This window comes from Rufibacter glacialis, from assembly GCF_008271745.1.
GTDB lineage: Bacteria > Bacteroidota > Bacteroidia > Cytophagales > Hymenobacteraceae > Nibribacter > Nibribacter glacialis.
Genome location: NZ_VKKZ01000020.1, coordinates 273,170 through 297,660, shown reverse-complemented (window position 1 = coordinate 297,660; position 24,491 = coordinate 273,170). Strand labels below are relative to the sequence as shown.

Sequence of the window (24,491 nt, the reverse complement as noted above, 5' to 3'; positions counted from 1 at the left end):
TTAAGACAGCCTGGTCAAGGTGAGGGTAGCGGTAAATTCCTGGTCTTGTTGCTGGGTGGAGAAAGAATGGGCGTTGGGGTAGAGGAGCTCCAACCGTCGCTTCAGGTTCTGCAAACCAATGCCGCCAAACGTTCTTTCAGGATTAGTGCCGGTTTTGAGGCGGTTGTGGGTGGTGAAGGTAAGGGTGCCGTTCTCTACGGTTACCTGCACCTGCATGGGCGCCGAGGTAAGGCCATGCTTGAACATGTTCTCCACCAGCGGCATCAGCAACATAGGCGGAACAGAAACCTGACCTGTTTCTCCCTTCACCTGTAAACCCAGTAAGGAGGGATTGGTGAGCCGCAGCCGGTGCAGGTCCAGTAAATGGTGCAGGTGTTCCACTTCGCGCGCCAGCGGTACCAACTGGGCATCGGTTTCATAGAGCTGGTACCGTAGCAGAAGGGAGAGCTTCATAATGGCGTCAGCGGTAGAGGGAGATCCCTGGTAAGCCAATGAATATAAGTTGTTTAACGTGTTGAATAAAAAGTGGGGATTTACCTGCGCCTTGAGTAATTCTAACTCGGTGGTGGCCTGCTGAAGTTCCAGTTCCTTGCGGCGGCGTTCGGTGCGCAGGTAATCTCCGGTAACTTTCAGGGCGGAACTCAGGAACACGTTCATGATGCCCATGACCAGCAACGGAATCATCACGTTTTTATAGTCCAATTGCCCTGGGTGTCTCGTAAGCTGCTCCGCGAATTTAGGGTCTCTGCTAGCCTGTTTCTTATTCTGGAAGATCTCTATAGGGCTTCTAACGGCGGCAAAAACTACTAAGGTAGTCACCACGGCCAAGGCGTAGGCGGCTACGTTGCCTTTGGCCAGCAGGCGGGGTAAAAGCACAAACCAATTGAAATAGAACAAGGCCAGATGGAAAGCGAAGGTCTGCGCCACATCCAAAGCTACCCAGGTCCAGGGGACCTGTTTTTGGTCTAGGTTGAAATGGACCCATAGGGAGAAGGAAAGGAGCGCCAGCCACAGGAGGACGTGTAGCAGAACCGACAGTAGTTTTTTCATCATTTTTCTGAAACGAACCCAAAACTACTGAAACCAGGGAGCTTTCAGTAGAGAAGCGGCAGGAACTAGACCAAGCGGTCCATACCATCGACGAACAGGTTCAGGGGGACAAAGCAGGAGTTGGTCCAGAGGAAGGAGGGGTTGATATAGTTTAGTTGCAGGTCGGCCCAGGAAGCATTTCATTTGATACAACCTAAGCACAACACCATGACCGCACCTCTCATTTCTACCCATCAGCTCACCTACCACTATGGTTCCCTGCAAATCCTGCAGGGGTTGAACCTGGAGGTCCCGAAAGGCAGCATCTATGGGTTTCTGGGACCAAACGGGGCCGGCAAAACCACCACCATCCGGTTGTTGCTGGGCTTGCTGAAACCAGCCGCCGGAACCGTTGAGCTTTTCGGGCAGGCGTTTGTCAGGCACCGGGTGCCCATTTTGCAACGGGTGGGGGCAATGATTGAGACCCCCAGCCTGTACCGCCATCTTTCCGGGAAAGACAACCTGGAAGTAGCAAGAAGGATGCTGGGTCTGGAGAAGAAGCGGATAAACCAAGTATTGGAGATTGTGCGGCTTCAGCAAGACGCCCACCGGCCGGTGAAGCACTATTCCCTGGGCATGTGCCAGCGGTTAGGCATTGCGCTCGCGCTGCTCTCTGACCCGGAGCTTTTGATCTTGGATGAACCCACCAACGGCCTTGACCCCAGCGGCATCAGGGAAATGCGGGAGCTTCTAAAGGAGCTGAACCAGGAACACGGGAAAACGATCTTCCTCTCCAGTCATTTGCTCAGCGAAATAGAGAAAACCGTGACCCACGTGGGCATTCTGGATAAAGGGCTGCTCCGGTTTCAGGGGAGGGTAGAGCAATTGCAGCAGACCGCGCTTTCAGCCTCCACGCTGGAGGTGGAAGTAGATAACCTGCTACTGGCCAGGGAGCTTCTGCTTGCCAACGGGTACCAGATTATCTCCAGCAAGAAACAACGGCTTCGCGTAGCGGTGCAGGAAAAAGAGGAGGCGGCCCATCTGAATCAATTGCTGGTGCTGGGTGGGGTTTCTGTGTCTGGTTTGTCTTATGCCGCCCAAAGCCTGGAAGAGGTTTTCCTTTCCTTAACCGAGCCCCAGGTTGCTGAGCCTGTCAACTCTCTTTCCTTTTCCATTCTTCCAGCCTAATCCTATGAGCACCATTACTACCTATCTTGGCCGCGGGGTTTCTGCGGAAGCATTGAAACTGAAACACACCTGGGCCTTGTGGCTGTCTTTGCTGGCGCCGCTTTCCATTGTGAGCATGACATTTCTGGTTTTCTTTTTCAAAGGACACCTGCTGCTTAAGCCTGGTTCTGACCCTTGGTTCTTCTGGGCCACCAATAACTTTTTGGCCACTTCCCAATTATTGTTGCCCTTGTTTCTGGCCTTGCTGACCGCTTTGGTGAACGGCACTGAGCATCAATCAGGCGGTTGGAAGCAGCTGTACACACAGCCCGTTCCAAAATGGTCGGTGTTTCTGAACAAGTACCTGCTGGTGTTGGGGTTGGTGGTCTTGAGTTTTGTCACCTTCTGGGTTGGTCTGTTGGTGGGCGGATACTTTCTGGGTTTGCTTCGGCCGGAACTGGGCTTTCAGAAGTACCATCATGAGCAGGAAATCACGCTGGCAATCTTCCGGATTCTGGTGGCCTCTCTCTTCGTTTTCACGCTTCAGTTCTGCCTCTGTTTCAGGTGTAAGAGCATTGCCCTCAGCATTGGCTTGGGTATCCTGTTCACCATGGCCTTCCTCATCGGGTCCCGGTGGGAGCATATTGGCTATTACCCGTACAGTTGGACCTATTTCGCTTCGGCGGCGTTTAGCGCCCGCACTACCGAATTTTTTGTGCCGCAGATGTGGTACAGCCTGGTAGGCAGCCTTGGCTTGTTTGCGTTGGGGTTGTGGGATTCCTGCCGAAGGCAGATCCAGTAGGTTTATGGCTTATTTTTCTAAAAACAGGTTACTAACACGCTGTTATGAAATTCTTATTTATGTTGGGGATAGGTGGGGCAATAGGCTGGGCCACAGCATTTTTTGATGTTGAAGGCCAAATGGCCCTGGAGCAGCATCAGGAAAAGATAGAAAAAACTATTTCCTATCAGGCGGCGGCAAAAGAAGTAGAGGAGGCCACACCAGCTGCTTTTCTGTTCCGGTGGCCCTGAGTAGATGTTAGCTCAAGGTATAGAACGGCTCCTTTTCCTTGTCGTGCAGGCGAACCTGGCCTTGCAGCACCATGTAGACCAACAACCGCTTGGCCCGTTGCTTTGACAGATTGGCCATTTGCGTGAAATCTTTAAGGGTGAGTTTGCGGTATTTTTTCAGAAGCTCCAGAATGCGCTGCTGCTGGTGGTCTACTTTTTCTTCCAGGGTCTCGGTGGCGGGTTCCAGGGTGAGGGACTTCTCCACCAGTTTGCTTGTCTGCACGCTTTCGTCTTTCACCCGGATGTAACTGCGCCAGTCGTCTTCCTTGACCTTGGCCAGGTGGGGTTTAGCAGCGCTTTCCGGGATAATCACTTTCAGGACGGTCCCCTCGTCCATTTCCACCTCTTGGTAGATCACCTGCACCGGCGGGTCACAGAAAGAGTGGATGGCCAGGTCTAAGGAGTATTTCTCCTCCTCAGGGTCTACGCCACAGATACTGCCATCATCCTGCACGCCCACCAGAATCTGCCCGCCGCGGGTATTGGCAAACGAAACCAGGGTGCGGGCAATACGGGCGGGATGGGTGATGGTCTTTTTGAATTCCAGAACCTCGCTTTCCCCCTGAAGGATCAACAAGTACATTTCCTGCATAAAAAAGCGGGCTGATTTAAGGGTGTTTCCTGAAAACTAGGCGTTAAATCCGGTCTGCTCGGCGCTGATGTCCCATAGCCGGCGCGCAATATGGAAATTATAAGAATCTGCGGCAGATTTTACCTGCTGGCTATTCTTGAAGTATTTTCCGCTTACCAACTTAACGTACGGCGAGGTGGCCAAGTATACAGAGGTCTGGGCGCCTTTTGCGGGCGATTTCATGAAAAAGCGGCTTAAACGGAAGAAGTGGCGGATAAAGAAATTGCTGTTTCTCCCAAACCCCGAGGCAATGATGCCTGGGTGCAGGCAGTTGACCGTCAGGTTCGTGAACTCAGTTCGACGGGCCAGTTCATAAGTGAAATGGATGTTGGCCAGCTTGGAATCGGCGTACGCCGTGATGGCGCTGTATTTCTGGGGTTTGCCGGCATGCTCAAAATCTATCTGGCCCAGGCGATGGGCTTCTGAGCTGACATTGATGACCCGGCCTTGTTCAGAGGCCAGCAATTGGTCCATTAACAGGTTGGTGAGCAGGAAAGGCGCCAGGTGGTTCGTGGCCCAGGCTACCTCAAAGCCGTCTGGGGTGGTTTCAAAATAGCCCGGAATAAGGCCCGCGTTGTTGATCAGGACGTCAATGACCGGAAACGCCGGTTGCAGTTCCTCGGCCAGCCGGCGCACCTCCTGCAGCGAGGATAAATCAGCCAGGAAAAGGTGGAGCCGCGCCTGCGGGTTCTTCTGCTGGATCTCGGTTAGGGCCTGCTGGCCTCTTTGCTGGTTGCGGCATACCAAAATTAGTTGGTGCCCATGCCGGGCCAGGGCCTCAGCGGTGGCTTTGCCTATGCCCGAACTGGCGCCGGTGATCAGGATGGTCTTGTCTTCTTCAGTGTTAGGTGTCATGTGCGCTTCTACTCCAGGGTGACCGGATAAGGGCACTACGGAAAACTTGCACTTTTCGCTGTCTTCCCTCCGGTTTTAAGTGGGGCCATAAAAAATGCGGCCCCAGAGAGGCCGCATTCTATGATTGCTAAGAAAAGGTTTCCTTAGAAAGGAAGGTCATTGTCCATGTCATCGCTGATGAAAGACGAGCTGGATTTTACCGGCTGCTGGGCATAGGGGTTTCCTGACGCCTGTGGCTGGGAGCCCGCGTTGCTGGCGTGCTCTACTCTCCAAGCCTGCAGGTTGGTGAAGTACATGGTGGTGCCGTTCTTGGTGAAGGGTTTCCCGCTCAGGTTGAACGCCACTTTTACTTCATCGCCTGTTTTATAGTTGTCAAGAATACCGCACTTGTCTTGGGTAAGCTGAAACTTGGCATACTGCGTATAAGAGCCGTCGGGGATCTCCAGAACGAATTCGCGTTTCCGGAATTTTTCGCTCACTTGGGTTTCGTCAAAGATTTCGTGCAATCTTCCCTGTACATCAAAAGACATAGGTGATAATTTTATTAGATTAGTAAAGTAAACTCTACAAATATACAAAGAATAGGAGGTGAAGATTCCCGCAGATGGACTTAAATTTATCAACGGTCTATCCGCTTCTGTAGCAAGCCACAGTACGGCCCAAGCCGATGTGGCGGCTGGCTTCCCCCTTCCTCATTCGGCCGCAAAACCACCACTATGGACAAACAACACCCCTTTGCCCTGGCCTTGCACGGCGGGGCCGGCACCATTACCAGAGCCTCCCTCACCCTTGAACAAGACCATCAATACCGTCAGGCCCTGGAGCAGGCGCTGCACACCGGCTACCAGATATTGAAACAGGGAGGAGACGCCCTGCAGGCCGTGGAAGCCACGGTGGTGGTTCTGGAAGACTGTCCCCTCTTTAATGCCGGGCGGGGCTCGGTGTTCAACAAGCAGGGGAAGCATGAGATGGATGCCGCCATCATGTGCGGGAAAACCCTGGCGGCGGGTGCCGTGACCGGGGTCAGGAACGTTCGCAACCCCATTCAACTGGCCAACCAGGTGCTGCACCACTCAGACCACGTGTTCCTGTGCCAGCACGGGGCCGAGGAATTTGCCCGCAACCACGGCATCGCCTTTGAGCCCGATGCCTACTTCTTTACCCAGCAGCGCCATGACCAATGGCTGGCCCTGCGGGATTCTGATACCTACATGCTGGACCACTCAGAAACGAGGGAGAAGAAGTTTGGCACCGTGGGCGCGGTAGCCCTGGACGTGCACGGCAACCTGGCGGCCGCTACCTCCACGGGCGGCATGACGAACAAGAACTTCAACCGGATTGGGGATTCCCCCATTATTGGGGCTGGTACCTATGCCAATAACCGTACCTGCGCCGTTTCCTGCACCGGCCACGGCGAATTCTTCATGCGCTACGTGGTGGCCTATGACATCTCGTGCCTCATGGAGTACAAAGGGCTGTCTTTGGCAAATGCTTCTGCGCTGGTGGTGCATAAAAAACTGAAGGAGCATGGGGGAGAAGGCGGTTTAGTGGCGGTGAGCGCTACCGGGGAAATCGCTTTGCCGTTCAACTCAGAGGGCATGTACCGTGGGGCTTGGGTAGCAGGGAAGGAGCCGGAAGTAGCCATCTACCAGGAGTAAACTTTCCCAAGCCAACGCATCAGCCATTTAGGTCTAAAAGAGGGAATGCCTTTGATGCAAATTTTCTTGCAGCCAGTATCTTTTGGGCGCTAATGAAGGCTTGTTGAACCACTCCTTCCGTTGGCTATTAAAATCATAAAAGAGGACCTAAACGGAGGTATCGGTGGGGGATGAATTAAACTTTTTGCAGGCAATCAATGCCTTTAGGTTTTAGGATAGGCTATTTTCCAAGACATCCGGTTTTGGGCTTGATTTTGAGAAGGAAGCCGCAAACCAAGCTAATCTATTCCTCTGGTTGGTGAACCTTCTGACCCACGTAAAATTTCCGCTCTCTTATATCATAGAAATTTCCGAAGGCCAACACGTGCACCCGCAGGTTCTCAATGGAAAGCGGGGTGCCCGGGGCGGCGTAGGAGGCGTTGCTGTGTTGGATGTGGTGGCCGTCTACCACAATAACCAGGTTTGAGCCGATGGTCTCAATCAGGTGGCCCTGGCTGATCAGAACACCGGTGTCTTCGCCTAAGCCAATGCCAATCTTGAAGGGGTGCGTGGCCACGGCTTCCATCAAGCGGCCAAAACGGCCTCTTTTTACAAAATGCGAGTCAAAGATCACATTTTCCTGGAAAGCCAGGCCCCGGTCCAGCTTCACAGACCCTTTCAGCAAAGACCGGCTGCTGCTGCCCCCCTGGATCATGATGTCTGACATGGCCATGGCCCCGGCGCTGGTGCCGGCAATGACAAAACCTTCCTCATGGCGGTAGCGGTCCAGCAGGATCTGGTGAAAAGCGGTGCCGGAGAAGATCTGGAACAGGCGGGACTGGTCGCCCCCCGTGAACATGACCCCCGAGGCCTGCCGCAACCGCTCCAGTTTTTCTGGTTTCAAGGCATCGGCTTCCTCCCTTATGTCTAAAACCTTGACCTGTTTGCATCCCAGAACCTGGAACGCGTGGAGATAGAGCGCACCCAACTCTTCGGGAATCATAGAGGCGGTGGTGATCACTTCCACCCGGGCCTCAGGACCGCCCATCTCGTCAATGATCCTTTTCAGGATGCCTAACTCAAAGAAATTCAGGTGGAACTGCTTTTTTGCGCGAGGGTAGGTGCCTTTGTCTTCGTTTCCGCCCACGGCGATGAGAATGCCTTTGGGAGCCTGCTCAAATTTGGTCATGTATGCGTAAAATTATCCTGTTCTGCAAAAGTAGGAGTTTATACGGGCTTACAGGTGATGCTGCCCACTCCGTTGCCAGTTCACCAAAATAGTCCAGATTCTTCTGGATTCATTTAAACTACCCGGGTAAGGCACCGTATAGAAGGTAAACCCTACCTGTTTAGGAAAGCGATAAGGAAAGAGAGGTCATTTGTCAGAAATAAGGGTCTCCCAGCTTCACTTCAGCTGGATACCTCCTCGCCGGTAAGGTTAATTGTATAAGCCAGTTCCCAAGGCCTTGCCTTTAGAAAACAGGTTTACCCAAAGCATTTTTAACCAAATTAGATAGCTATGAAATTAACATCCTTGAATGACCTGTTCCTCCACCAAATGAAGGACCTATATAACGCCGAGCAGCAGTTGATGAAGGCGATGCCGGAAATGATGGAGATGGTTTCTAGCCCAGAGCTGGCCAACGCCCTGGAAACCCACATGCGGGAAACCCAGCAGCAGATTCAACGGCTGGAGCAATGCTTTCAGGTGTTGGGCATCAGCGGCGACGGCGAGAAATGCATGGCCATGGAAGGTATCTTGAAAGAAGCCAAAGCCTTCATGCAACATGACGCCGACCCTGAAGTGATGGATGCCGGCATCATTGCCTGCGCCCAGCGGGTAGAGCATTATGAAATCGCCGGTTACGGCACCGCTTGTACCTATGCCAAATTCCTGGGGCACACAGATGTGCTGAACCACTTGAAAGAGATCCTGAACGAGGAGAAAATGACCGATGAGAAGCTGACCATGATCGCGGAAACCGCCGTGAACCGGAGAGCGGAGAACCATTGATCCTTCCTTAGAAAACGCAGTACAGCCCGCCCGATTCTTCAGGCGGGCTGTACTGCGTTTAAGTCCTTATTATTACAAAAGAGCATCTAAAGAGTTAGTGGACACCGCATGGTAATTGGGGCGGGCTTTCTGGTAGATATCCTTGGCTATGGCGGTGCCTTCCGGGGTTTGCAGCAAAGCTTTGTAGAGCGGTAACAGGAACTTCCGGCGGCCTACCCGCACCAGAAACTCCTCCAGGGCGGCAAAAGCAGGGCGGTAGTGGTGGCGAATGGCATGTTTGAACCATTCTGCCTGGATCTCTGCGTTGCCGGAGGATGTGAAATGAAAGGTGCTGTCCAGCTCCGCCAGTTGCTGGGTCTTTAAAGTCTTGGCTAAATTGCTCAGGAAAAATAACCATTCATGGGTGCTCCAGCCTTGGGAAGAGAGTTCCGCCGCTTGGGTACCTTGTTGCCACCGGTGCAGTTCCTGGCTCACTTTCTTGAAAAGGATGGACTCTGGGGCCGGCGTGCCAGCCGGGATGCCAGGGGTATGGATCCAGGTGGCGGGTTGCAGCTTCTGTTTCAGGTCCTCCTTCCCGTTTAAAAGCTCTTTTTCCAGAAACCGCTCAAAAGAAGCCGTGTCCATGGAGGTGAATTGGAAGGTGCTGAAATACAGGTTTACAAAGGCGTCAAACTCATCGCGGCCCACTAATTTTTCTATCTGGCGCAGAAACAGGTTGCCTTTCTCATAGGCGATTTCAGTGAGTCCTTCGTCGGGATCGCGGTTCCCCAGGTTCAATTCAAGGCAGGTGTCCTGAGGGGCGTGCTTCAGTTCGTCCAGGGTGTGCAACAGGTCCTGGTACCCCAGGGTATGTAGCATCTCCGCATAATCCCGGCCATACAAGGCTTCCATAATGCGGCGCTCAAAATAGACGGTGAAGCCCTCGTTGAGCCAGAAGTCATTCCAGGTGGCATTGGTGACCAGGTTCCCCGACCAGGAATGCGCCAGCTCATGGGCCACCAGGCTGGTCAATGACCGGTCGCCAGCAATGATGGTGGGGGTGGCGAAGGTGAGTTTAGGGTTTTCCATGCCGCCAAACGGAAAACTAGGCGGAAGCACCAGCAGATCATACCGGCCCCATTGGTAAGGACCATACAGGCTCTCCGCCGCCAGCAGCATCTTCTCGGTATCAGCAAACTCATCAGCGGCCGCCGCCAGGGTGGCAGGCTCGGCATACACCCCGCAGCGCTCGCCCACGGGCGAAAAGGCCAGGTCGCCAACGGCCAGAGACAGCAGGTAAGAGGGAATAGGCTCCTCCATCTTAAAGAAATAGGTGCCGCTGGCATTTTTCTCCTGGGGATTGGTGGCGCTCATGAGCGGCAACAGATGCGGGGGCACCTTCACCTGGGCGGTGTAGGTAAACCGAATGCTGGGGCTGTCCTGGCAGGGCAGCCAGGTGCGGGCCAAGATCGCCTGGGACTGGGTGAACAGGAATGGCTCTTTCTTGCCCGCCGTTTGCGAAGGCTCCAGCCACTGCAAGGCCGCTGCGGCCGCCGTGGTTTCAAAGGCGAGGTGCACTTTTTGGGTGTTGGGCACTAAAGGAATCAGCAGGCCCTGACCCAGGAAAGGTTTCTCTGGGGTTAAGGTAACGGGCACTTCAGATTCTGAATCGTCTAGTCTGATACTCTTGATCAGGAGGTGATGGCAGTCCAGGACCAGTTCAGGAGCCCCCTGGTGATGAACGAAGTAGGTGCCTTGGCCCCTTATCTTCTTCAGCTGAAAATCGACCTCCAGGGTCCAGTCAACGTGGGTGATGCGGGCCACCGCAGGATCAGCGAAACTGTGCGGGTCTTTAGGGTAAGAGGCAGGGGAATTGTGGCTATAATCCATTTTAGTTACAGGTTGGGTTTGTTTAATAAAGCAGAGTTGGAGCTAAGTGACCAGCGTTGATTAGTAAAAATGGAGAAGAAAAAAACCTTTTATCTGGATAATTGTTCTGCTCTTCTCCCTCTATCGGCATACTATTTGAGACTTTGAATGATTTAAACCCGGACTTTGATCGCAGAAGTCACCATATATGATTTCTCCAATTTTAGGGGCTTAGAAGGATTTAACTTTTTACCCCGGATTAAGTATAAGTACCACACCTCAAATTCAGGAACAACCCTTATGAAGTTAAATAAACCTATTTTTCCTCTTTTTCTGCTAAGCTTGGTTCTCTTGGTGCTGGTTTCGGCTTGCGCCAAGTCAGGTGACAAGCAGCAAAAAAAGGTGGCGCTGGCGAATGCCAAAGAATTTCCCCAGCAGACAGACAGTGTATACGTAGTCACATTTACAAAACAGGACCCAGATTTCAAAAAGCACCTGGACCTCATGAAACTGTTCTACCGCGAGCGGCAGTACCGCTTTGCCTGGTTTAAGAACGGGGAACTGGTGCCCCAGGCATTCAAATTTATGGAGGTCCTAAACAAAGCCCATGAAGAAGGCTTAAACCCGCAGGACTATGACCGCCGGAACCTGAAGCAGATGATCCAGACCCTGGAGCAGGCCAAGGATGATTCAGTGCGCCATAAACTGCAGGAGGAGCTTGATGTGACCCTCACCGCCTCCTATTTCAAGTACGCCAATGATTTCTACCGCGGAACGGTTGACCCCCGTAGCATTGAGAGCATTGAGTGGGAGGTGAAGAAAAACAAGATCAAGCTGCACAAAGCCCTGCAAACCATTCTGAAAGAGCGGGAGAGCCGCTATCCGTACTATGAGTTTGAGGCCTTGCACCCTGATTATATCCGGTTGCGCCAGGCCCTGAAACAATACCGCGAGGCCAAGCAGAAAGGCGGGTGGCCCAAGGTGGAGTTGGCTACTAAAATGCTGAAACCCGGAGATTCTGCTCAGGCAGTGGTTACCCTGCGGCACCGCATGCTGGGTGCACCGGCGGCCAATGCCCCGCAAAGCCTGGTCTATGATGACGCTCTGGCCTCGGCCGTAAAAGCCTTCCAGGTTCGGCACGGCTTAAAGCCAGATGGCGTAGTGGGGGGTGAAACCCTGCGGGTCATGAACGTACCCATTGAGCAAAGAATTGACCAGATCATCATCAACATGGAGCGTTGGCGCTGGGTACCCAAAAAATTTGAAGACAAATACGTGTTCATCAACATCCCGGAGTACATGCTGCATGTGTATGAGAAGGGGAATGAGGTCATGAACATGAAAGTGGTGGTGGGGAAAGAAATGCACGCTACCCCGGTTTTCAGTGACAAGATGGAGTACATTGTGTTCTATCCTTATTGGAACGTAACGGCTCAGATTCTGGCGGAGGAAATCGCCCCGGCCCAGGCCCGCAACCCCAACTACCTTGCCTCCAATGACATGGAATTGGTGAAAGACATTGGCAACAACAAAGTAGAGGTAATGTCTCCTTCTTCAGTGGATTGGCATTCTGTAGACGAAAAATTCAAATACAGGGTGCGGCAACGGCCAGGAAGCAAGAACCCACTTGGGTTTGTGAAGTTCATTTTCCCCAATGAACACAACGTGTACCTGCATGACACCCCTTCTGACCATTTGTTCAACCAAACAGAGCGGGGCTTCAGCCACGGCTGTATCAGGATTGAGAAGCCGTTTGAGTTGACCCAGTACCTTCTGAAGGACCAGAAGCAATGGACACCATCGGCTATCAATGCGGCCATGCACGGAGGCCAGGAAAAGTACGTCAACCTATCGGCTAAGGTACCGGTGTATATTGTGTACTTCACCGCCTGGGTAGATAAGAACGGGGCCGTTCATTTCCGGGATGATATCTACAACCATGACCGTGATTTAGAAATGGCCTATTTTAGATAAACAAGCACCTTTTTGTTCCTCTTTTGGCAAGCCCCCTATGCTTAGATTTCTAAGCATAGGGGGCTTCTGCTTTTAGGTCGTATGGTAGTGAATGCAGGAAAGAGGAGGTGGAATATAGAGCTAGTTTTAAAACTGTTTCTGCCTGTTCTCAGAGGCAGTGGGCTAACAATGGCAGCTGCCTGCTTAGAGGGTTAATGAAGCAAGTAAAATTAGATGGAAGGGCTGTATTAGGCCCGAAATAAAACTTTGCTAGGTAAAGGATGGACAAACACAGTCTAGGGTCCTGCAGGTGCTGAGGGTGGCCACTAAGCTCCTATCATTTGTTCATTCTACTAAGTAGTCTTCTATCTCCGTCACCAAATTTGTAGATTAACTCTTAAGTGAATCCCTTATTTAGTGGAGGCAAGGAAGAAACTTCTATCAACTCGATCATTCGTTTCTGCCTGTTTTCTTCCCGTTGAAATGCAAAAGGAAAACTAAACCTCTTTTTTTAACTCAATTATTCAAAACCTCCCAACCCCACTGAGTGAATAAGAAATAAATTCAAGTAAAAGACCGTCCTTACTGGCAGTTGAAGTTGTCCAGAAAAGGGGAACTCTTCGTGGTTCCAAATTTCCTTGACAGCCGCAGCTCAATAAGAAAGTTTATGGCAGACTAAAAACGATTAAGCCATAGTCCTACTTCCTACAGAATAGCGTTCTGGTTCTTCTGCATTACCATAAACATCTGCATTACCATAATCAGGGAAGAAGAGATTCAGACAAGAAGAAGAGATTCAGACAAATATAAATTGGGGCCTTAGAGTCTCATGCTGGTTTTTAATTGCTTGATCATTCTTCCTTTCGACACGACACGAATCCTATAGAAGTGAAATTCTTAAAATGGTGCGCTTTTGTTTCAGCTTCTAATTTTCCTACACCAAAAATGGCCTCTCTTGTGATTCTTACTAAGGATGGCAAGGGTGGTGTTTTATGCCGGTCCCATTTAAACTTTCCTTTCACCAGCAGAAAAGGAGGCAATCCCATGTTATCTCTATAGGATAGACAAATATAGGGAATGAAATTACAATTGTAAATAATGGCCTAGTTTACAATTGTTCTAAGAATGTATGGCTGTTTTTAGATATGATTATATTGATAGCCAGTGATTTGCCTATTGGCCATAGAATAGATTAAATGTGCTAGAATAAATTAGACCCTTATGGAAGAGTGAAGAGACCAATTGAAGGTAAAAGAAAGTTATCAATTGTTTCTGAATAAATAAATGTAAACTAAACAATTTATTCACAATTGTTATATTTTTAATTCATACAACAAATGTTAATTAAATTATTTATTTACATTTGGTGCCAATATTTGAAAAATTTATTTTTGTGTTTATTTCTAATTTACTTCTGATATGGATCTATTAACAAGGATTACTGATTTGATCCATTGGGCTGATTTAGGCCCAACTGCCTTCGCGGACGAGATCAGCGTAGCAAGGCCGGTGATGAGCCATATTCTTTCTGCCCGCAACAAGGCTAGCTTGGAGGTGGTGCAGAAAATTATTCAGCGGTTTCCGGAGGTATCTCCGGGCTGGTTGATTACTGGCGAAGGAGAGATGCTCATAGACAACAGTTCTCGCCCACTAGCTTCAGCCAAAAGACAAGGGAACCAAATTTCTATACAATCTGGTAAAAATGAGGCGGGGGCAGAAGGCAAGGCCAATCTAAGTGATGCGGCTGATGAAAACCCTGAACTTGGCAAAGAGCCGAAGAAAACCTTAGTAACTGTGATGCTCCTGTATTCAGACGGAAGCTTTGATAGTTATTCGCCTTCCCCAGGATGAGGGATGATGGTGCGGCCAATTACCCCTTGGTCTTTTAGGTAGTTGTCAGTCCAGATAATTACCCGGTACTAGGTAATTAAAAAAGAGCAAAAAAGGCTGATCTACTCCTTATATAATATAAGGAGTAGATCAGCCTTGCCTGGAAAAACAATTTGCGGTGCTAAGACAGTAGGGTGTACCATGAGAAGCAACCCTTTCCTTATTCAACAGGGATTAAATAGTGGGTATTTGCTTCTTAAGTAATTGGCTAGGCTAAGAAGCTTCAATGCCTACTGAGAAAGCCTTCCCGTTGGATGTAGGTCAAAGAGGCGGTGATTAGCGAGATCATTCATCTTTTAAGAAAGGGAGGTCCATAGATGATTAAGTAGCTAATAAATGAAAGGTCTCCTAGGTGAACAGAAGAGGGAGAAAACAAAAAAGCCCGTCCGCTTGAGAGCGAAAGGGCTTTTCCTTACTGCGGTCCGGACGGGACTCGAACCCGCGACCTCCGCCGTGACAGGGCGGCATTCTAACCAACTGAACTACCGGACCAACTTCCTCCGGAGACCTATTGTCCCCGTTTGATGCTGCAAATATGTAGGATTAAATTTTACGGTGCAATAGAAATCTTCAGGATCGTGAAAAAAAATGTCAGATGCAGGAACTTTTTAAAGATTTTCTGCCTGTTCGGCGGCGGCTTCTATGGCTATCTCCTTTAGAAAGAACATGATAACCGATTTAGTGAATTTAAGGCCTTCTTCTACATCATCATTCTCAATCTGCTTTTTTGCAAACTCCAATTTCATGATGCAGTAATTGATCACGTGGCTGGGCTGTTCCTCTGTATACCCGTTCCTGAAAAGGAACCGGAAAACGTCCAGCGCATCATGCAGGTAATCCAGCACCAAAGAGGTGGTTTGTGGGTCCTCAGGATGCAGCGTCTCTAATCTTTCCAGAATCTCCTGTAAGTCGTTCAGACTTTTCTCTTTATTTTCCATAAAATTCAGAAAGGCTCTGGTAGTGATTTAAATCCGTTTTGTCCAATAAGCAGGAAAAGAAGATGATCAGCAACGGTATTGAAAATAGCTGTTGAACGTGTATTCTTAAAGCTGTATTATTTGGCTATAAAGGTACAGGTTTAATTCTTATCCTGTGCCTGGATTTTATTTGATTGCGGGAAAATTTTACGGAAAGGCCCAAAAAATGAAGCAAACGCCTGTTAGTATAAGGTATTAGACTTTTTATAGAAAATGTAACCTTCTTTAAAAATTGCCGTTGGCCTTGATTTATGGCCTGTTTTAGCTAAAAAAGGTTCTAAATAGAATCCAGAAAGCAGGAGAGGGCAAAGCAGTCTATCAAAATCTCCCGTCCAAGTGGTTTTAGTTCTAAGGGATAGGAACAGAAGAGGCTCCATGGAAAGGAAGGGCGGGGTAAGGTGTTGCACCTTGAGGGAGCAGGGGCAGGTAAGAAAGCCTAAAACAAAAAAGCCCGTCCGCTTGAGAGCGAAAGGGCTTTTCCTTACTGCGGTCCGGACGGGACTCGAACCCGCGACCTCCGCCGTGACAGGGCGGCATTCTAACCAACTGAACTACCGGACCAACTTCTTCCGGAGACCTATTGTCCCCGTTTGATGATGCAAATATGGGGGGAAGAACTTTACCACACAACAGGAACCCCTAAAAAAGGCCAAAAGAAAAGCTTTGGTGAGGGTAACGGGTTCATTCTCAAACCAAAAAATTTCATCTAAAACTTGAAAAAACTCATTCTACAAAACTTTGCAAGTTTCGTTTACCTTTGTAGTCACACTTTAGCTAAACGTAAGGGGCATAACTATGCTGTTAGATTTTGAACAACCCATTGCTTCCCTTGAAGGGAAACTAGCCGAAATGAAAAAACTGGCTTCTGAAAGCCAGGTAGACGTAAGTGAGGCAGTCATCTCCTTGGAAGAAAAGATAAAGGCGCTGAAAAAAGAAACCTATGCCAACCTGACCCGGTGGCAGCGGGTACAACTCTCCCGTCACATTGAGCGGCCGTACACCTTAGATTACATCAAAGGGCTCACTACCTCCTTTGTGGAACTCCACGGGGATCGCAATGTGCGCGATGACAAGGCTATGGTGGGTGGTTTTGGCGATATAGATGGCAAGACGGTCATGTTCATTGGCCAACAGAAGGGACGCAACACCAAAGAGCGGCAGTTCCGCAATTTCGGGATGGCCAACCCAGAGGGGTACCGCAAGGCGCTCCGGCTGATGAAATTAGCTGAAAAGTTCAACAAACCCATTGTCACCTTTATAGATACCCCAGGTGCTTTCCCAGGATTGGAAGCCGAAGAGCGGGGCCAGGGAGAAGCCATTGCCCGCAACCTGAAGGAAATGTTCATGCTCAAGGTGCCCGTGATCTGCATTATCATAGGAGAGGGAGCCTCTGGCGGTGCTTTGGGTATTGGCATCGGAGACCGCGTGTTCATGCTGGAGAATACCTGGTACTCGGTGATCTCTCCTGAATCCTGCTCCTCTATTCTATGGCGCAGCTGGAACTACAAAGAACAAGCCGCTGAAGCACTCAAGCTCACTGCCAAAGACATGTTAGGAAATAAACTGGTAGACGGCATCATCAAGGAGCCATTGGGAGGAGCCCACGTGAATCCGGAGAAGATGATCAAGACGCTCCAGAAAAAAATCCTTTCTACCCTGGAAGAGTTAGAGGCTATTGCCCCTGAAGACCGGATCATGCAACGCATTGAGAAATTCGGGGAGATGGGCGTGGTCCAGGAGTAACCCATTTCCTGGCCCTTTTTCTAAAACACCTTAAAAAGCAGGCATGGCCTTGACCTTATACCCCATTCCCACCGGTAATTTCAAACTAGACGGCGGCGCCATGTTTGGCGTGGTACCCAAGTCCCTCTGGCAACGCAGCAACCCGGCAGATGAGAACAACCTCTGCACCTGGGCCATGCGGTGCCTGTTGGTAGAAACCGGAGACCGGCTGGTGTTGATTGACAACGGGATAGGGGACAAGCAGGACGCCAAATTCTTCAGCCATTATTACCTGCACGGCGATGACAGTTTGGAGAAGTCCTTGCGCCAAGCCGGTTTCGGCCATGCCGACATCACAGATGTATTTCTGACCCACCTGCATTTTGACCACTGCGGCGGATCCGTGCGGTACGGGAAAGACGGCCAGTCCCTGGAAACGGTTTTCCCCAATGCCAGGTACTGGAGCAACCAGGACCATTGGCAATGGGCTACTCAACCCAACCCCAGGGAGAAAGCCAGTTTCCTGAAGGAGAACATCCTGCCTATTCAGGAAAGTGGACAGTTGGAGTTCCTGGCCCCTGGTCAAGAGTCCCTGCTGCCCGGCTTTGACGTTACCTACGTAGATGGTCATACTGATAAGATGATGATTCCGCGGCTGCAGTACAAAGGCCGCACCGTGTGCTTTGTCGCTGACCTTCTGCCTTCGGCTACCCATATTCCGTTGCCTTACGTGATGGGCTATGATACACGGCCGTTGCTCACCATGGAAGAAAAGGAGAGGTTCCTGAACCAGGCCGCCGATGAGCAATGGGTATTGTTCTTTGAGCATGACGCGCAAAATGAGTGTTGCACCGTGAAGCACACTGACAAAGGCGTACGGGTAGACCAGGTATTTCCTTTCTCTGCCCTCTAGCATGCAGAAGATTGGTCTTTGTTTGTCTGGGGGGGCTGCCCGGGGAGTAGCTCATTTAGGAGTTTTGCAAGCCCTGCAGGAATTAGGGGTGCCCATCCATGCTATTTCCGGGGTTTCCTCGGGTGCCATTATGGGAGCCTTTTTTGCGGCTGGTTTTTCGCCGCCCCAGATCCTGGAGCTGGTGAATGACCTCCCTTTGCCCAGGTTTTTTAGACCGGCTTTGAACAAAGGCATTCTTCATACCCAGGCCCTGCATTCTATTTTTGAGGAACATCTGAAAGACCGCACCTTTGAAGAGTTGCCGGTGAAACTCATTATCTCCGCCCTGGATCTGGTGGAGGGCAGTACGGTCTATTTTACCAAAGGCTCTTTGGTGGATGCCTTGAAAGCCTCCTCGGCGGTGCCGGTCTTGTTCAAGCCCAGCCAGCAGGGAAAACGGTTGTTGGTAGACGGAGGCATTGTGAACAACCTGCCGGTGGAATGCCTAACCGGGGAGTGCGACAGCATCATTGGGGTGCATGTCAATCCTACCTTATACCACGCTGATATCAACAGTATCAGGCAGGTGACCGAGAGAATCTTCCATCTGGCCTTGCATGCCAATGTGCTAGCCAGAGTCTCCTATTGTACTATTCTCTTAGAGCCTCCTCAACTAGTGAATTTCCATATCTATGACCTGAAAAGGGCAATGGAAATGTATGTTATTGGGTATGAATACACTATGGAGTTGGCGGCGGAATTAAAAGCGCTTGCTTCTGCTGGTAAAACAACCGGGGCTATATAAATTATCCTATCACTTAACTTGAATAATTAATTTTATTTTTTAGCGTTCTCGTATAAGCCATCGTGAGGCTCCCAAACCTTTAAAATGACTATATGAGAAAGTTGCTCTACTTAAGCCTTCTTCTGTTACCTTTCCAGCAGGTGAACGCACAGGAGAACCGGGGTACGCTGGTGCCTACTAAAATTTTCCAGCGCACCTTAATGGTAGGGGGGAGCCTCTCCGGATCCTACAAACGGATCAATATCACCAGTGTGGGGGAGCCCGTCTCCGGGCATCGGCAACAGGCAGACCTGGATGCTAAAGTAGGTTACTTCGTGCTGGGCAATGTAGCGGTAGGAGCCAAAGCCACCATCTTCCATTCTAAAGAAGAACTCTCCGGTCAAATGCCGGTACAGTCTACCAATCTTCTAGCCGGACCCTTTGCCCGGTATTATCTGAGAAACGGGATATTTGGCGAGGGAAGTGCCGTAGTAGGAATCAATAACCGGCCCGGGGCAGCCAAAACAGATATTGCGGAATACAAAGGAGGAGTAGGCTATGCCATTTTCATCAATCCCAAGGTAGCCGTAGAGCCCGCCTTGTTGTTTTCTTATTACCAGGAAAAAAGACCCGCTGAAAACAACCGGAAACTGACAGAGTGGGGGCCATCAGTCAATGTGGGGATGCAGGTATATCTTTTCAGGGAACGCAAATTCAAATTAGCCCCCAGGTAATTCAGGGATATTATAAAGGAAAACCAGCTGGAAGGCTGGTTTTTTTGTAATATTGTCCTTCGAACCAAGTCAACATTATGTTTGGAAAGGCATTAGCAAAGGTCATCTTCAAAGTGAGTGGGTGGAAGTTAAAGGGCTCCATGCCACCTGGTATTAAACAAGCCATCATGATAGCCGCGCCCCACACCAGTAACTGGGATTTTGTGTACGCCAGGGCCGCTTTTTACCTCATGGATGTGCCCGTGAAGCTCACCATAAAAAAGGAGGCCTTTTTCTTTCCAATGGGCGCCTTACTCAAGTCTATGGGAGCCGTGCCCGTAGACCGGAAGAAGAACAACAACCTGGTAGCTGCCATGGTTGACCTTTTCAAAGAATACGACGAAATGGTGATGATGGTCACCCCTGAGGGAACCCGCAAGTACCAACCCCGTTGGAAAAAAGGATTCTACCATACCGCGGTGCAAGCCGGGGTGCCTATTCTACTAGGCTACCTGGACTACGCCAAAAAAGAAGCCGGCATAGGGCCTACTATTCACCCCACCGGAGACTTTGAAGCCGACATGGTCAAGATCCTGGACTTCTACCGCACCGTTACCCCAAAATTCCCAAGCCAGGGAGTGAGATAAGCCAACTAATAGGGAAGTTTCAAGTGTTTAGGGCCTGCTTTCTTGAAAACAGGCCCTAAACACTTTTTGTTTTTAAAGGAAGAGCCAAAAGATTTCTGAAGAACCATTTCCTGAAAAAGAAAAAAGACAATGCCCCTTCCCTCACCAGTGTTGGAACAATAATGTAGAGACAAGGCATGCCTTGTCTCTACGGCTCAAAATGCGTTGTGCCCTAATAAGGGGAAAAAGGTTTCTTGTAACAGGAAAAGAGGTTGCTTAAACAAACCAACAAAGGGGCAATCCCTTGAGGTTGCCCAAACTCTACAAGGCTTACCTTAATGAAGGGCACAAATAAACCACCACCACCAACAACAACAACAACAACAACAACAAATAAGCGATTGGCACAAACTGGATTTAACAAACCAACCAAAATTCCAGAAAGATGCTCCAACCAAACCAGCATATCACCCTGAAAGATGATGCAATTAAACCACTTTTGTCATCCTGAAAGGATCTTGTGACTGAACTAGAAAAGCTTTGGTGAACTGCTACTACTGTTCGCCCACAAGATCTTTTCCAAGATGACAAACGTTGGAGAGCAATTAATTTAAAAGAGGATAGGGTAGGAAGAGAAGAAGAAGAAGCGGCAGGAGGAAGTCAAGGAATTAAATTAGGGAAGGGGTAGGAAGGAAGATGTGGCAAAAGGGAAGCAATGGCAAGAGCTAGGCAGTCTTATGCCAGGCATCTTCCATTTGAAGTAATATAGAAGAAGTGAATTCAAAGAAATACCGCAAGGGTAAGAAAATTGTTGGTGAGCAAGTTTTCTGATTAAGAACTGATTTCTCTTCCAATCACTTTCTTTCAGCCACCACCATCTTTTTAACAAAAACGCCTCTGCCGTTTAAAGCTCGTTTTCAAGAAACAAGCCTTAAACGGCAGAGGCGTTAGTATAAATAAAATTTTCCTAAGTCAGACCCTAAGCAGACAAGGCGGCTCGGGTTTCTGGTTCTGGGGCCAGGTCGCGGAGGTCTACCGGGATTACCCTTGACACGCCTACCTCCAGCATGGTGATGCCGTAGATCACATCCGTGGAAACCATGGTGCGTTTGTTGTGCGTGACCACAATAAATTGCGAGTCATGGGAAAACTTCTTCACGATGTTGTTGAACTTGTCAATGTTGGCATCGTCCAGCGGCGCATCTACCTCGTCAAAGATACAGAACGGCGCGGGCTTGAGCAGGTAAATAGCGAATAGGAGCGAAATGGCCGTCAAGGTTTTCTCCCCACCCGAAAGCTGGTTGATGGTGAGCGGGCGCTTGCCTTTGGGGCGGGCCATGATCTCGATCTTCGACTCCAGCGGGTTGCTGGGGTCCGCGATGTACAGGTCACAGGTATCTTCATCTGAGAAGAGCGACCGGAACACCCGCATGAAGTTGTCCTTGATCTGGTCAAAGGCAGTGAGGTACTTCTCCTTGGCCACGGTGTCAATTTCCGCGATGGTGTCTAGCAATTGGTTCTTAGCATCCAGCAAGTCGTTCTTCTGGGTCAGGATGAACTGGTTGCGGGTATCAATTTCCTGGTACGCCTCGGCGGCCATGGGGTTCACCGGACCGATGTTCTCCAGCTTCTGTTTCACCGTTTGTACCTGCTGGCTCAGCTCCTCGTTGCTGATGTCCAGCTTCTCGGTAGGGGCCTCGGTTAAATCTTCGGGGTTCATGTTGAACTCCGCCGAGAGGCGCTCAATCACCGACACCAACTTGATGCGGGTATCTGTGATGGCCTGGTTCATGGACTGGAATACCTCGTCGGTGTTCTGCTTTTTGCGCTGCAGTTCTCTAATGTTTTTCTCTTTCTCGTCAATCTCGCCGCGCAAAGAAAAATAGGCTTTCTCAATCTCGTCCAACTCCCGGGCCATTTCCTTGCGGGCTACCATGCCTTCCTCTAAAAGGTGGTTCTGGTCTTCCACAAACTGGTCCAACGAAACGGTCTCGTCTTCGGCGCGGCTTAACTCGTCTTGCAGTTGCACCAGGCGCTCCTGGTGGTTCATGACCGTCTTCTGCTTGTAAGCCAATTCCTGTTGGATGCTCTGTAGCCGGTTTTTGAGCTGGTGGAACTTGATGTTCTCCTGATTGAAAATGCCGCTGACCTCCGAGATGATTTCATTCTGTTTTTCCAGAACCTGCGTTAAACCGGCCAGCTCCTGTTCATAGCTTTTCAGGGCCAGGTTCTTGCTTTCAGCATCCGGCATCAGGTCCGCCAGTTTATCGCCTAGTTCCTGAATTTTCTCGAATAACTCGTCTTTCTTGGAGGCCTGGTTCTGCTGGTTCAAGAGGAACTGCTCATACCGTACCTTGTGGCTTACCAACTCCTGCTGCAGGTGGTTGATGTCGCGCTCCTGTACCCTTATCTGTTCCTGCTGGGTGCTTTCCTTTTGGTTCTGCAGCACCTGCTGCAGGGTAGTGATCTTCACTTTCAGCTTATCCTGCTCTTCCTGCAGAGTTTCCAGTTCTTCGGCTAGTTTCTCCAGGTTCTGTTTTCGGCCCAGGCGGTTGCCGTCAAACAAGCCCACGGATCCCCCGGACAAGCTCAGGGGTTTTTTGATCGCTGAACCATCCGTAGTAATATAGGTGCGGCCGTCGCTGAGGAACAGTTCGGTGTCAGCGGTATCGGTTAAATACACTTCGCTGAGCATGAAGCGCAGCAGGGAGTGGTACTTCTCCTCAGCGGCTACTACTTCCAGAGCGGCTTTGTATTTGGGAGTGCTGAGGGTATCCGGGATTTCCATTTCCTCCACCTCTGAGAGGATGATGAAACTTGCCCGGCCCTGGTTCTGCTCTTTTAGTAAGTCAATGGCCTCCACGGCTTCATGCGGCGTGTCTACCACGAAGAAATTCATGTACGGCTCCAGGTAGGTCTCAATGAGGTTCTTGTACTCGGGGTCGCAGGAGATGATATCAGAGAGGAGCGGGGCCGGTTTTTTCCAGTTCTCTTCTTTGTAGAGGAATTTGATGGCCTCAGGGAAACCCTCCAGGTTGTCTACCAGAGACTTCATCAGGTGGTACTGGTTCTTCTTGGCGTCGTGCTCGCGGTTCAGGTCAATGAGCTGCTGGCGTAACTCGTGCAGCGTCTCCTCGGTTTTGACCATCTCCGCCCGAAGCTCGTTTTCTGCTTCCTGCAGCTCCGCCAGATTTTCCTGGGCTTCTTCCAACAAGATCCTGGTTTCGGCTAACGCCGATTCGTGCTGCTGCGCGATCTCGTTTTCGTGGCCTTCCATCTGCTGCAGGCGCTCCAGCTCCATACGGTGGCTCTGCATCTGAACCTGCGTAATCTCAATGCTTTTGTTCACCGTGAAGGCCTCGTTCTGCACCTGGCGCTGGGCCATGGTTTTTTCCTGCAGTTCTTTCTGCAGCTCGGCTTTCTGCTGGTTTACATGCTCCAGTTCCTTTTTGGTCAACCCCAGCTGCTCCTCAGAAATGAGTAACTCTTCCTGGATCTGCTCCAGGTCGTTCTGTAGCTGGCCCAGGCTGTTCTCCGTTTGGCTGATGTTGGTGGTGTCCTGGTTTATTTGGGTGTGCAAGGTTCGCACGCGCTCCTGCAGGTACAGGTTCCGCTCGCTTTTCAGCTTGATGTCGTTCTCCAGTTGGCGCAGTTGGCCGGTGTGGTCATTGACTTCTTTCTGCTTGTTCTGCAGTTCGTGCTGGGTGCGGTCTAAAAGGGTCTTCTGTTCCTGCAGGGTATCTTCCAACATCGCCAGTTCCTCAGAGTAGGAGCCCTTGCGGTCGGTTTCCTTCTTGAGTTCGTTTTCCAGCCGCTCCAAAGCCTCCTGGTGGTGGCCTATGTTGCGGCGGGCGTATTCCAGGCTTAGTTTCTTGTATTCGTCTTTGAGGTGGAGGTAGCGCTCCGCGGTTTTTGCCTGGCGTTCCAGGCTTTTGAGGTTCTTGCCAATCTCAAACAGCACGTCTTCCACGCGCTCCAGGTCGGCATCGGTTTCCTCCAGTTTTTTGAGCGTCTGTTTCTTGCGTACTTTGAATTTAGAGATTCCGGCAGCCTCCTCAAACAGATTCCGGCGCGAGTTGTCCTTGTCCGTGAGAATATCGTCCACCATCTTTAGTTCGATGATGGCGTACGAGTCAGAGCCAATGCCCGTGTCCAGGAACAGATCGTTGATGTCTTTGAGACGGCAGGTGACGTTGTTGAGCAGGTATTCACTTTCTCCGGACCGGTAGTAGCGGCGGGTGATGGTCACCTGGGAGTACTCGGTGGGCAGGATGCCTTTGTTGTTGTTGAACGTGAGCGACACCTCGGCCATCTGCTGCGGCTTCCGGTTCTTGGTGCCGTTGAAAATCACGCTCTCCATCTTGTCGGAGCGCAGGTTCCGCGTCTTCTGCTCGCCCAGCACCCACCGGATGGCATCCACGATATTGGATTTCCCGCACCCGTTAGGCCCCACAATCCCAGTAATGCCGCTGTCAAAGTTAATAGTGACTTTGTCGCCGAAACTCTTGAAGCCCTTGATCTCTAATCTTGCTAATTCCATACACATGGGCCAGATAGTCTGACCTCCACACCAAAAATACAAAAAAGAGATTTCAGTTCCGCAACCTTATTCAAGGGAGTAAAAAGCAGGAAGGGTTTTTGGCGCTGTTTAAGGAAAAGAGGCTCAAAACGCAGGTAAGTGG

21 protein-coding genes and 2 tRNA genes are annotated in these 24,491 nt (G+C 50.3%); 12 read left to right on the top strand and 11 right to left on the bottom strand.

What is annotated here, in order from left to right:
• Positions 1-1,053: a sensor histidine kinase gene (locus FOE74_RS09465; protein WP_149098360.1), complete on the bottom strand. Its 1,053-nt coding sequence runs from the start codon at positions 1,051-1,053 to the stop codon at positions 1-3.
• A 204-nt stretch (positions 1,054-1,257) separates the two neighbouring features.
• On the opposite strand from FOE74_RS09465, the gene FOE74_RS09460 reads away from it, so the two are divergent.
• Genes FOE74_RS09460 through FOE74_RS09450 form a run of 3 tightly spaced genes read left to right on the top strand, consistent with a single transcriptional unit; the run spans position 1,258 to position 3,228 of the window.
• Positions 1,258-2,217 carry an ABC transporter ATP-binding protein gene (locus tag FOE74_RS09460; protein ID WP_149098359.1) on the top strand — a complete coding sequence of 320 codons (960 nt, stop codon included), beginning with the start codon at positions 1,258-1,260 and terminating at the stop codon, positions 2,215-2,217.
• A 4-nt stretch (positions 2,218-2,221) separates the two neighbouring features.
• Positions 2,222-2,998, top strand: a complete 777-nt coding sequence (locus FOE74_RS09455; protein ID WP_149098358.1) for an ABC transporter permease — start codon at positions 2,222-2,224, stop codon at positions 2,996-2,998.
• 44 nt (positions 2,999-3,042) lie between these two features.
• On the top strand, positions 3,043-3,228 hold the full coding sequence (locus tag FOE74_RS09450) for a hypothetical protein (RefSeq protein ID WP_149098357.1): 186 nt from the start codon (positions 3,043-3,045) through the stop codon (positions 3,226-3,228).
• A 7-nt stretch (positions 3,229-3,235) separates the two neighbouring features.
• Here the strand turns inward: FOE74_RS09450 and FOE74_RS09445 are convergent, their stop codons facing one another.
• The 3 genes from FOE74_RS09445 to FOE74_RS09435 all read right to left on the bottom strand — a co-directional run bounded on the left by FOE74_RS09445 (position 3,236) and on the right by FOE74_RS09435 (position 5,283).
• On the bottom strand, positions 3,236-3,859 hold the full coding sequence (locus FOE74_RS09445) for an AlbA family DNA-binding domain-containing protein (RefSeq protein ID WP_149098356.1): 624 nt from the start codon (positions 3,857-3,859) through the stop codon (positions 3,236-3,238).
• 36 nt (positions 3,860-3,895) lie between these two features.
• Positions 3,896-4,753, bottom strand: a complete 858-nt coding sequence (locus FOE74_RS09440) for an SDR family oxidoreductase (protein WP_149098355.1) — start codon at positions 4,751-4,753, stop codon at positions 3,896-3,898.
• A gap of 143 nt (positions 4,754-4,896) precedes the next feature.
• On the bottom strand, positions 4,897-5,283 hold the full coding sequence (locus FOE74_RS09435) for a DUF3127 domain-containing protein (RefSeq protein ID WP_149098354.1): 387 nt from the start codon (positions 5,281-5,283) through the stop codon (positions 4,897-4,899).
• Positions 5,284-5,469: 186 nt separating this feature from the next.
• Here FOE74_RS09435 and FOE74_RS09430 point away from each other — a divergent pair, with 186 nt between their 5' ends.
• Positions 5,470-6,411: an isoaspartyl peptidase/L-asparaginase family protein gene (locus FOE74_RS09430; RefSeq protein ID WP_149098353.1), complete on the top strand. Its 942-nt coding sequence runs from the start codon at positions 5,470-5,472 to the stop codon at positions 6,409-6,411.
• Positions 6,412-6,694: 283 nt separating this feature from the next.
• On the opposite strand, the gene FOE74_RS09425 is transcribed toward FOE74_RS09430, so the two are convergent.
• The gene (locus tag FOE74_RS09425; protein ID WP_149098352.1) at positions 6,695-7,579 is read right to left on the bottom strand and encodes a cyanophycinase; all 885 of its coding nucleotides are present in this window, start codon (positions 7,577-7,579) and stop codon (positions 6,695-6,697) included.
• 330 nt (positions 7,580-7,909) lie between these two features.
• Here FOE74_RS09425 and FOE74_RS09420 point away from each other — a divergent pair, with 330 nt between their 5' ends.
• Positions 7,910-8,404, top strand: a complete 495-nt coding sequence (locus FOE74_RS09420) for a YciE/YciF ferroxidase family protein (protein WP_149098351.1) — start codon at positions 7,910-7,912, stop codon at positions 8,402-8,404.
• A gap of 72 nt (positions 8,405-8,476) precedes the next feature.
• Here FOE74_RS09420 and FOE74_RS09415 read toward each other — a convergent pair whose 3' ends face one another.
• Entirely contained in the window at positions 8,477-10,273 is a 1,797-nt protein-coding gene (locus tag FOE74_RS09415) for a M1 family metallopeptidase (protein ID WP_149098350.1), read from the bottom strand.
• Positions 10,274-10,552: 279 nt separating this feature from the next.
• Between FOE74_RS09415 and FOE74_RS09410 the strand changes: the two genes are divergently transcribed.
• Positions 10,553-12,226, top strand: coding sequence for a L,D-transpeptidase family protein (locus FOE74_RS09410; protein WP_149098349.1), 1,674 nt, complete (start codon positions 10,553-10,555; stop codon positions 12,224-12,226).
• Positions 12,227-13,624: 1,398 nt separating this feature from the next.
• Positions 13,625-14,056, top strand: coding sequence for a hypothetical protein (locus tag FOE74_RS09405; protein ID WP_149098348.1), 432 nt, complete (start codon positions 13,625-13,627; stop codon positions 14,054-14,056).
• A 457-nt stretch (positions 14,057-14,513) separates the two neighbouring features.
• On the opposite strand, the gene FOE74_RS09400 is transcribed toward FOE74_RS09405, so the two are convergent.
• From FOE74_RS09400 to FOE74_RS09390, 3 genes are all read right to left on the bottom strand, one after another.
• Positions 14,514-14,587 (bottom strand) — tRNA-Asp (locus FOE74_RS09400).
• A gap of 116 nt (positions 14,588-14,703) precedes the next feature.
• Positions 14,704-15,033, bottom strand: coding sequence for a hypothetical protein (locus FOE74_RS09395; protein ID WP_149098347.1), 330 nt, complete (start codon positions 15,031-15,033; stop codon positions 14,704-14,706).
• A 526-nt stretch (positions 15,034-15,559) separates the two neighbouring features.
• Positions 15,560-15,633, bottom strand: a tRNA-Asp gene (locus FOE74_RS09390).
• Positions 15,634-15,867: 234 nt separating this feature from the next.
• Between FOE74_RS09390 and FOE74_RS09385 the strand changes: the two genes are divergently transcribed.
• The 5 genes from FOE74_RS09385 (at position 15,868) to FOE74_RS09365 (ending at position 19,830) form a co-directional block, all read left to right on the top strand.
• On the top strand, positions 15,868-16,815 hold the full coding sequence (locus tag FOE74_RS09385) for an acetyl-CoA carboxylase carboxyltransferase subunit alpha (RefSeq protein ID WP_149098346.1): 948 nt from the start codon (positions 15,868-15,870) through the stop codon (positions 16,813-16,815).
• Between the two features lie 49 nt (positions 16,816-16,864).
• Complete coding sequence (locus tag FOE74_RS09380; RefSeq protein WP_149098785.1) at positions 16,865-17,707, top strand: MBL fold metallo-hydrolase; 843 nt, start codon at positions 16,865-16,867, stop codon at positions 17,705-17,707.
• A gap of 1 nt (position 17,708) precedes the next feature.
• On the top strand, positions 17,709-18,491 hold the full coding sequence (locus tag FOE74_RS09375; RefSeq protein WP_149098345.1) for a patatin-like phospholipase family protein: 783 nt from the start codon (positions 17,709-17,711) through the stop codon (positions 18,489-18,491).
• Positions 18,492-18,583: 92 nt separating this feature from the next.
• Positions 18,584-19,204, top strand: coding sequence for a hypothetical protein (locus FOE74_RS09370; protein WP_149098344.1), 621 nt, complete (start codon positions 18,584-18,586; stop codon positions 19,202-19,204).
• A 167-nt stretch (positions 19,205-19,371) separates the two neighbouring features.
• Positions 19,372-19,830, top strand: coding sequence for a 1-acyl-sn-glycerol-3-phosphate acyltransferase (locus FOE74_RS09365; RefSeq protein ID WP_308422692.1), 459 nt, complete (start codon positions 19,372-19,374; stop codon positions 19,828-19,830).
• Between the two features lie 211 nt (positions 19,831-20,041).
• Here FOE74_RS09365 and FOE74_RS09360 read toward each other — a convergent pair whose 3' ends face one another.
• Both FOE74_RS09360 and smc read right to left on the bottom strand, forming a co-directional pair.
• The gene (locus FOE74_RS09360) at positions 20,042-20,275 is read right to left on the bottom strand and encodes a hypothetical protein (RefSeq protein WP_149098342.1); all 234 of its coding nucleotides are present in this window, start codon (positions 20,273-20,275) and stop codon (positions 20,042-20,044) included.
• Positions 20,276-20,788: 513 nt separating this feature from the next.
• Entirely contained in the window at positions 20,789-24,349 is a 3,561-nt protein-coding gene (smc, locus tag FOE74_RS09355) for a chromosome segregation protein SMC (protein ID WP_149098341.1), read from the bottom strand.
• Between the last annotated feature and the right edge of the window lie 142 nt (positions 24,350-24,491).

Bases quoted from the DNA above. Each gene is read 5' to 3' on its own strand.
- FOE74_RS09465 (WP_149098360.1), bottom strand. From the start codon at position 1,053: ATGATGAAAAAACTACTGTCGGTTCTGCTACACGTCCTCCTGTGGCTG.
- FOE74_RS09460 (WP_149098359.1), top strand. From the start codon at position 1,258: ATGACCGCACCTCTCATTTCTACCCATCAGCTCACCTACCACTATGGT.
- FOE74_RS09455 (WP_149098358.1), top strand. From the start codon at position 2,222: ATGAGCACCATTACTACCTATCTTGGCCGCGGGGTTTCTGCGGAAGCA.
- FOE74_RS09450 (WP_149098357.1), top strand. From the start codon at position 3,043: ATGAAATTCTTATTTATGTTGGGGATAGGTGGGGCAATAGGCTGGGCC.
- FOE74_RS09445 (WP_149098356.1), bottom strand. From the start codon at position 3,859: ATGCAGGAAATGTACTTGTTGATCCTTCAGGGGGAAAGCGAGGTTCTG.
- FOE74_RS09440 (WP_149098355.1), bottom strand. From the start codon at position 4,753: ATGACACCTAACACTGAAGAAGACAAGACCATCCTGATCACCGGCGCC.
- FOE74_RS09435 (WP_149098354.1), bottom strand. From the start codon at position 5,283: ATGTCTTTTGATGTACAGGGAAGATTGCACGAAATCTTTGACGAAACC.
- FOE74_RS09430 (WP_149098353.1), top strand. From the start codon at position 5,470: ATGGACAAACAACACCCCTTTGCCCTGGCCTTGCACGGCGGGGCCGGC.
- FOE74_RS09425 (WP_149098352.1), bottom strand. From the start codon at position 7,579: ATGACCAAATTTGAGCAGGCTCCCAAAGGCATTCTCATCGCCGTGGGC.
- FOE74_RS09420 (WP_149098351.1), top strand. From the start codon at position 7,910: ATGAAATTAACATCCTTGAATGACCTGTTCCTCCACCAAATGAAGGAC.
- FOE74_RS09415 (WP_149098350.1), bottom strand. From the start codon at position 10,273: ATGGATTATAGCCACAATTCCCCTGCCTCTTACCCTAAAGACCCGCAC.
- FOE74_RS09410 (WP_149098349.1), top strand. From the start codon at position 10,553: ATGAAGTTAAATAAACCTATTTTTCCTCTTTTTCTGCTAAGCTTGGTT.
- FOE74_RS09405 (WP_149098348.1), top strand. From the start codon at position 13,625: ATGGATCTATTAACAAGGATTACTGATTTGATCCATTGGGCTGATTTA.
- FOE74_RS09395 (WP_149098347.1), bottom strand. From the start codon at position 15,033: ATGGAAAATAAAGAGAAAAGTCTGAACGACTTACAGGAGATTCTGGAA.
- FOE74_RS09385 (WP_149098346.1), top strand. From the start codon at position 15,868: ATGCTGTTAGATTTTGAACAACCCATTGCTTCCCTTGAAGGGAAACTA.
- FOE74_RS09375 (WP_149098345.1), top strand. From the start codon at position 17,709: ATGCAGAAGATTGGTCTTTGTTTGTCTGGGGGGGCTGCCCGGGGAGTA.
- FOE74_RS09370 (WP_149098344.1), top strand. From the start codon at position 18,584: ATGAGAAAGTTGCTCTACTTAAGCCTTCTTCTGTTACCTTTCCAGCAG.
- FOE74_RS09365 (WP_308422692.1), top strand. From the start codon at position 19,372: ATGATAGCCGCGCCCCACACCAGTAACTGGGATTTTGTGTACGCCAGG.
- FOE74_RS09360 (WP_149098342.1), bottom strand. From the start codon at position 20,275: ATGCTGGTTTGGTTGGAGCATCTTTCTGGAATTTTGGTTGGTTTGTTA.
- smc (WP_149098341.1), bottom strand. From the start codon at position 24,349: ATGGAATTAGCAAGATTAGAGATCAAGGGCTTCAAGAGTTTCGGCGAC.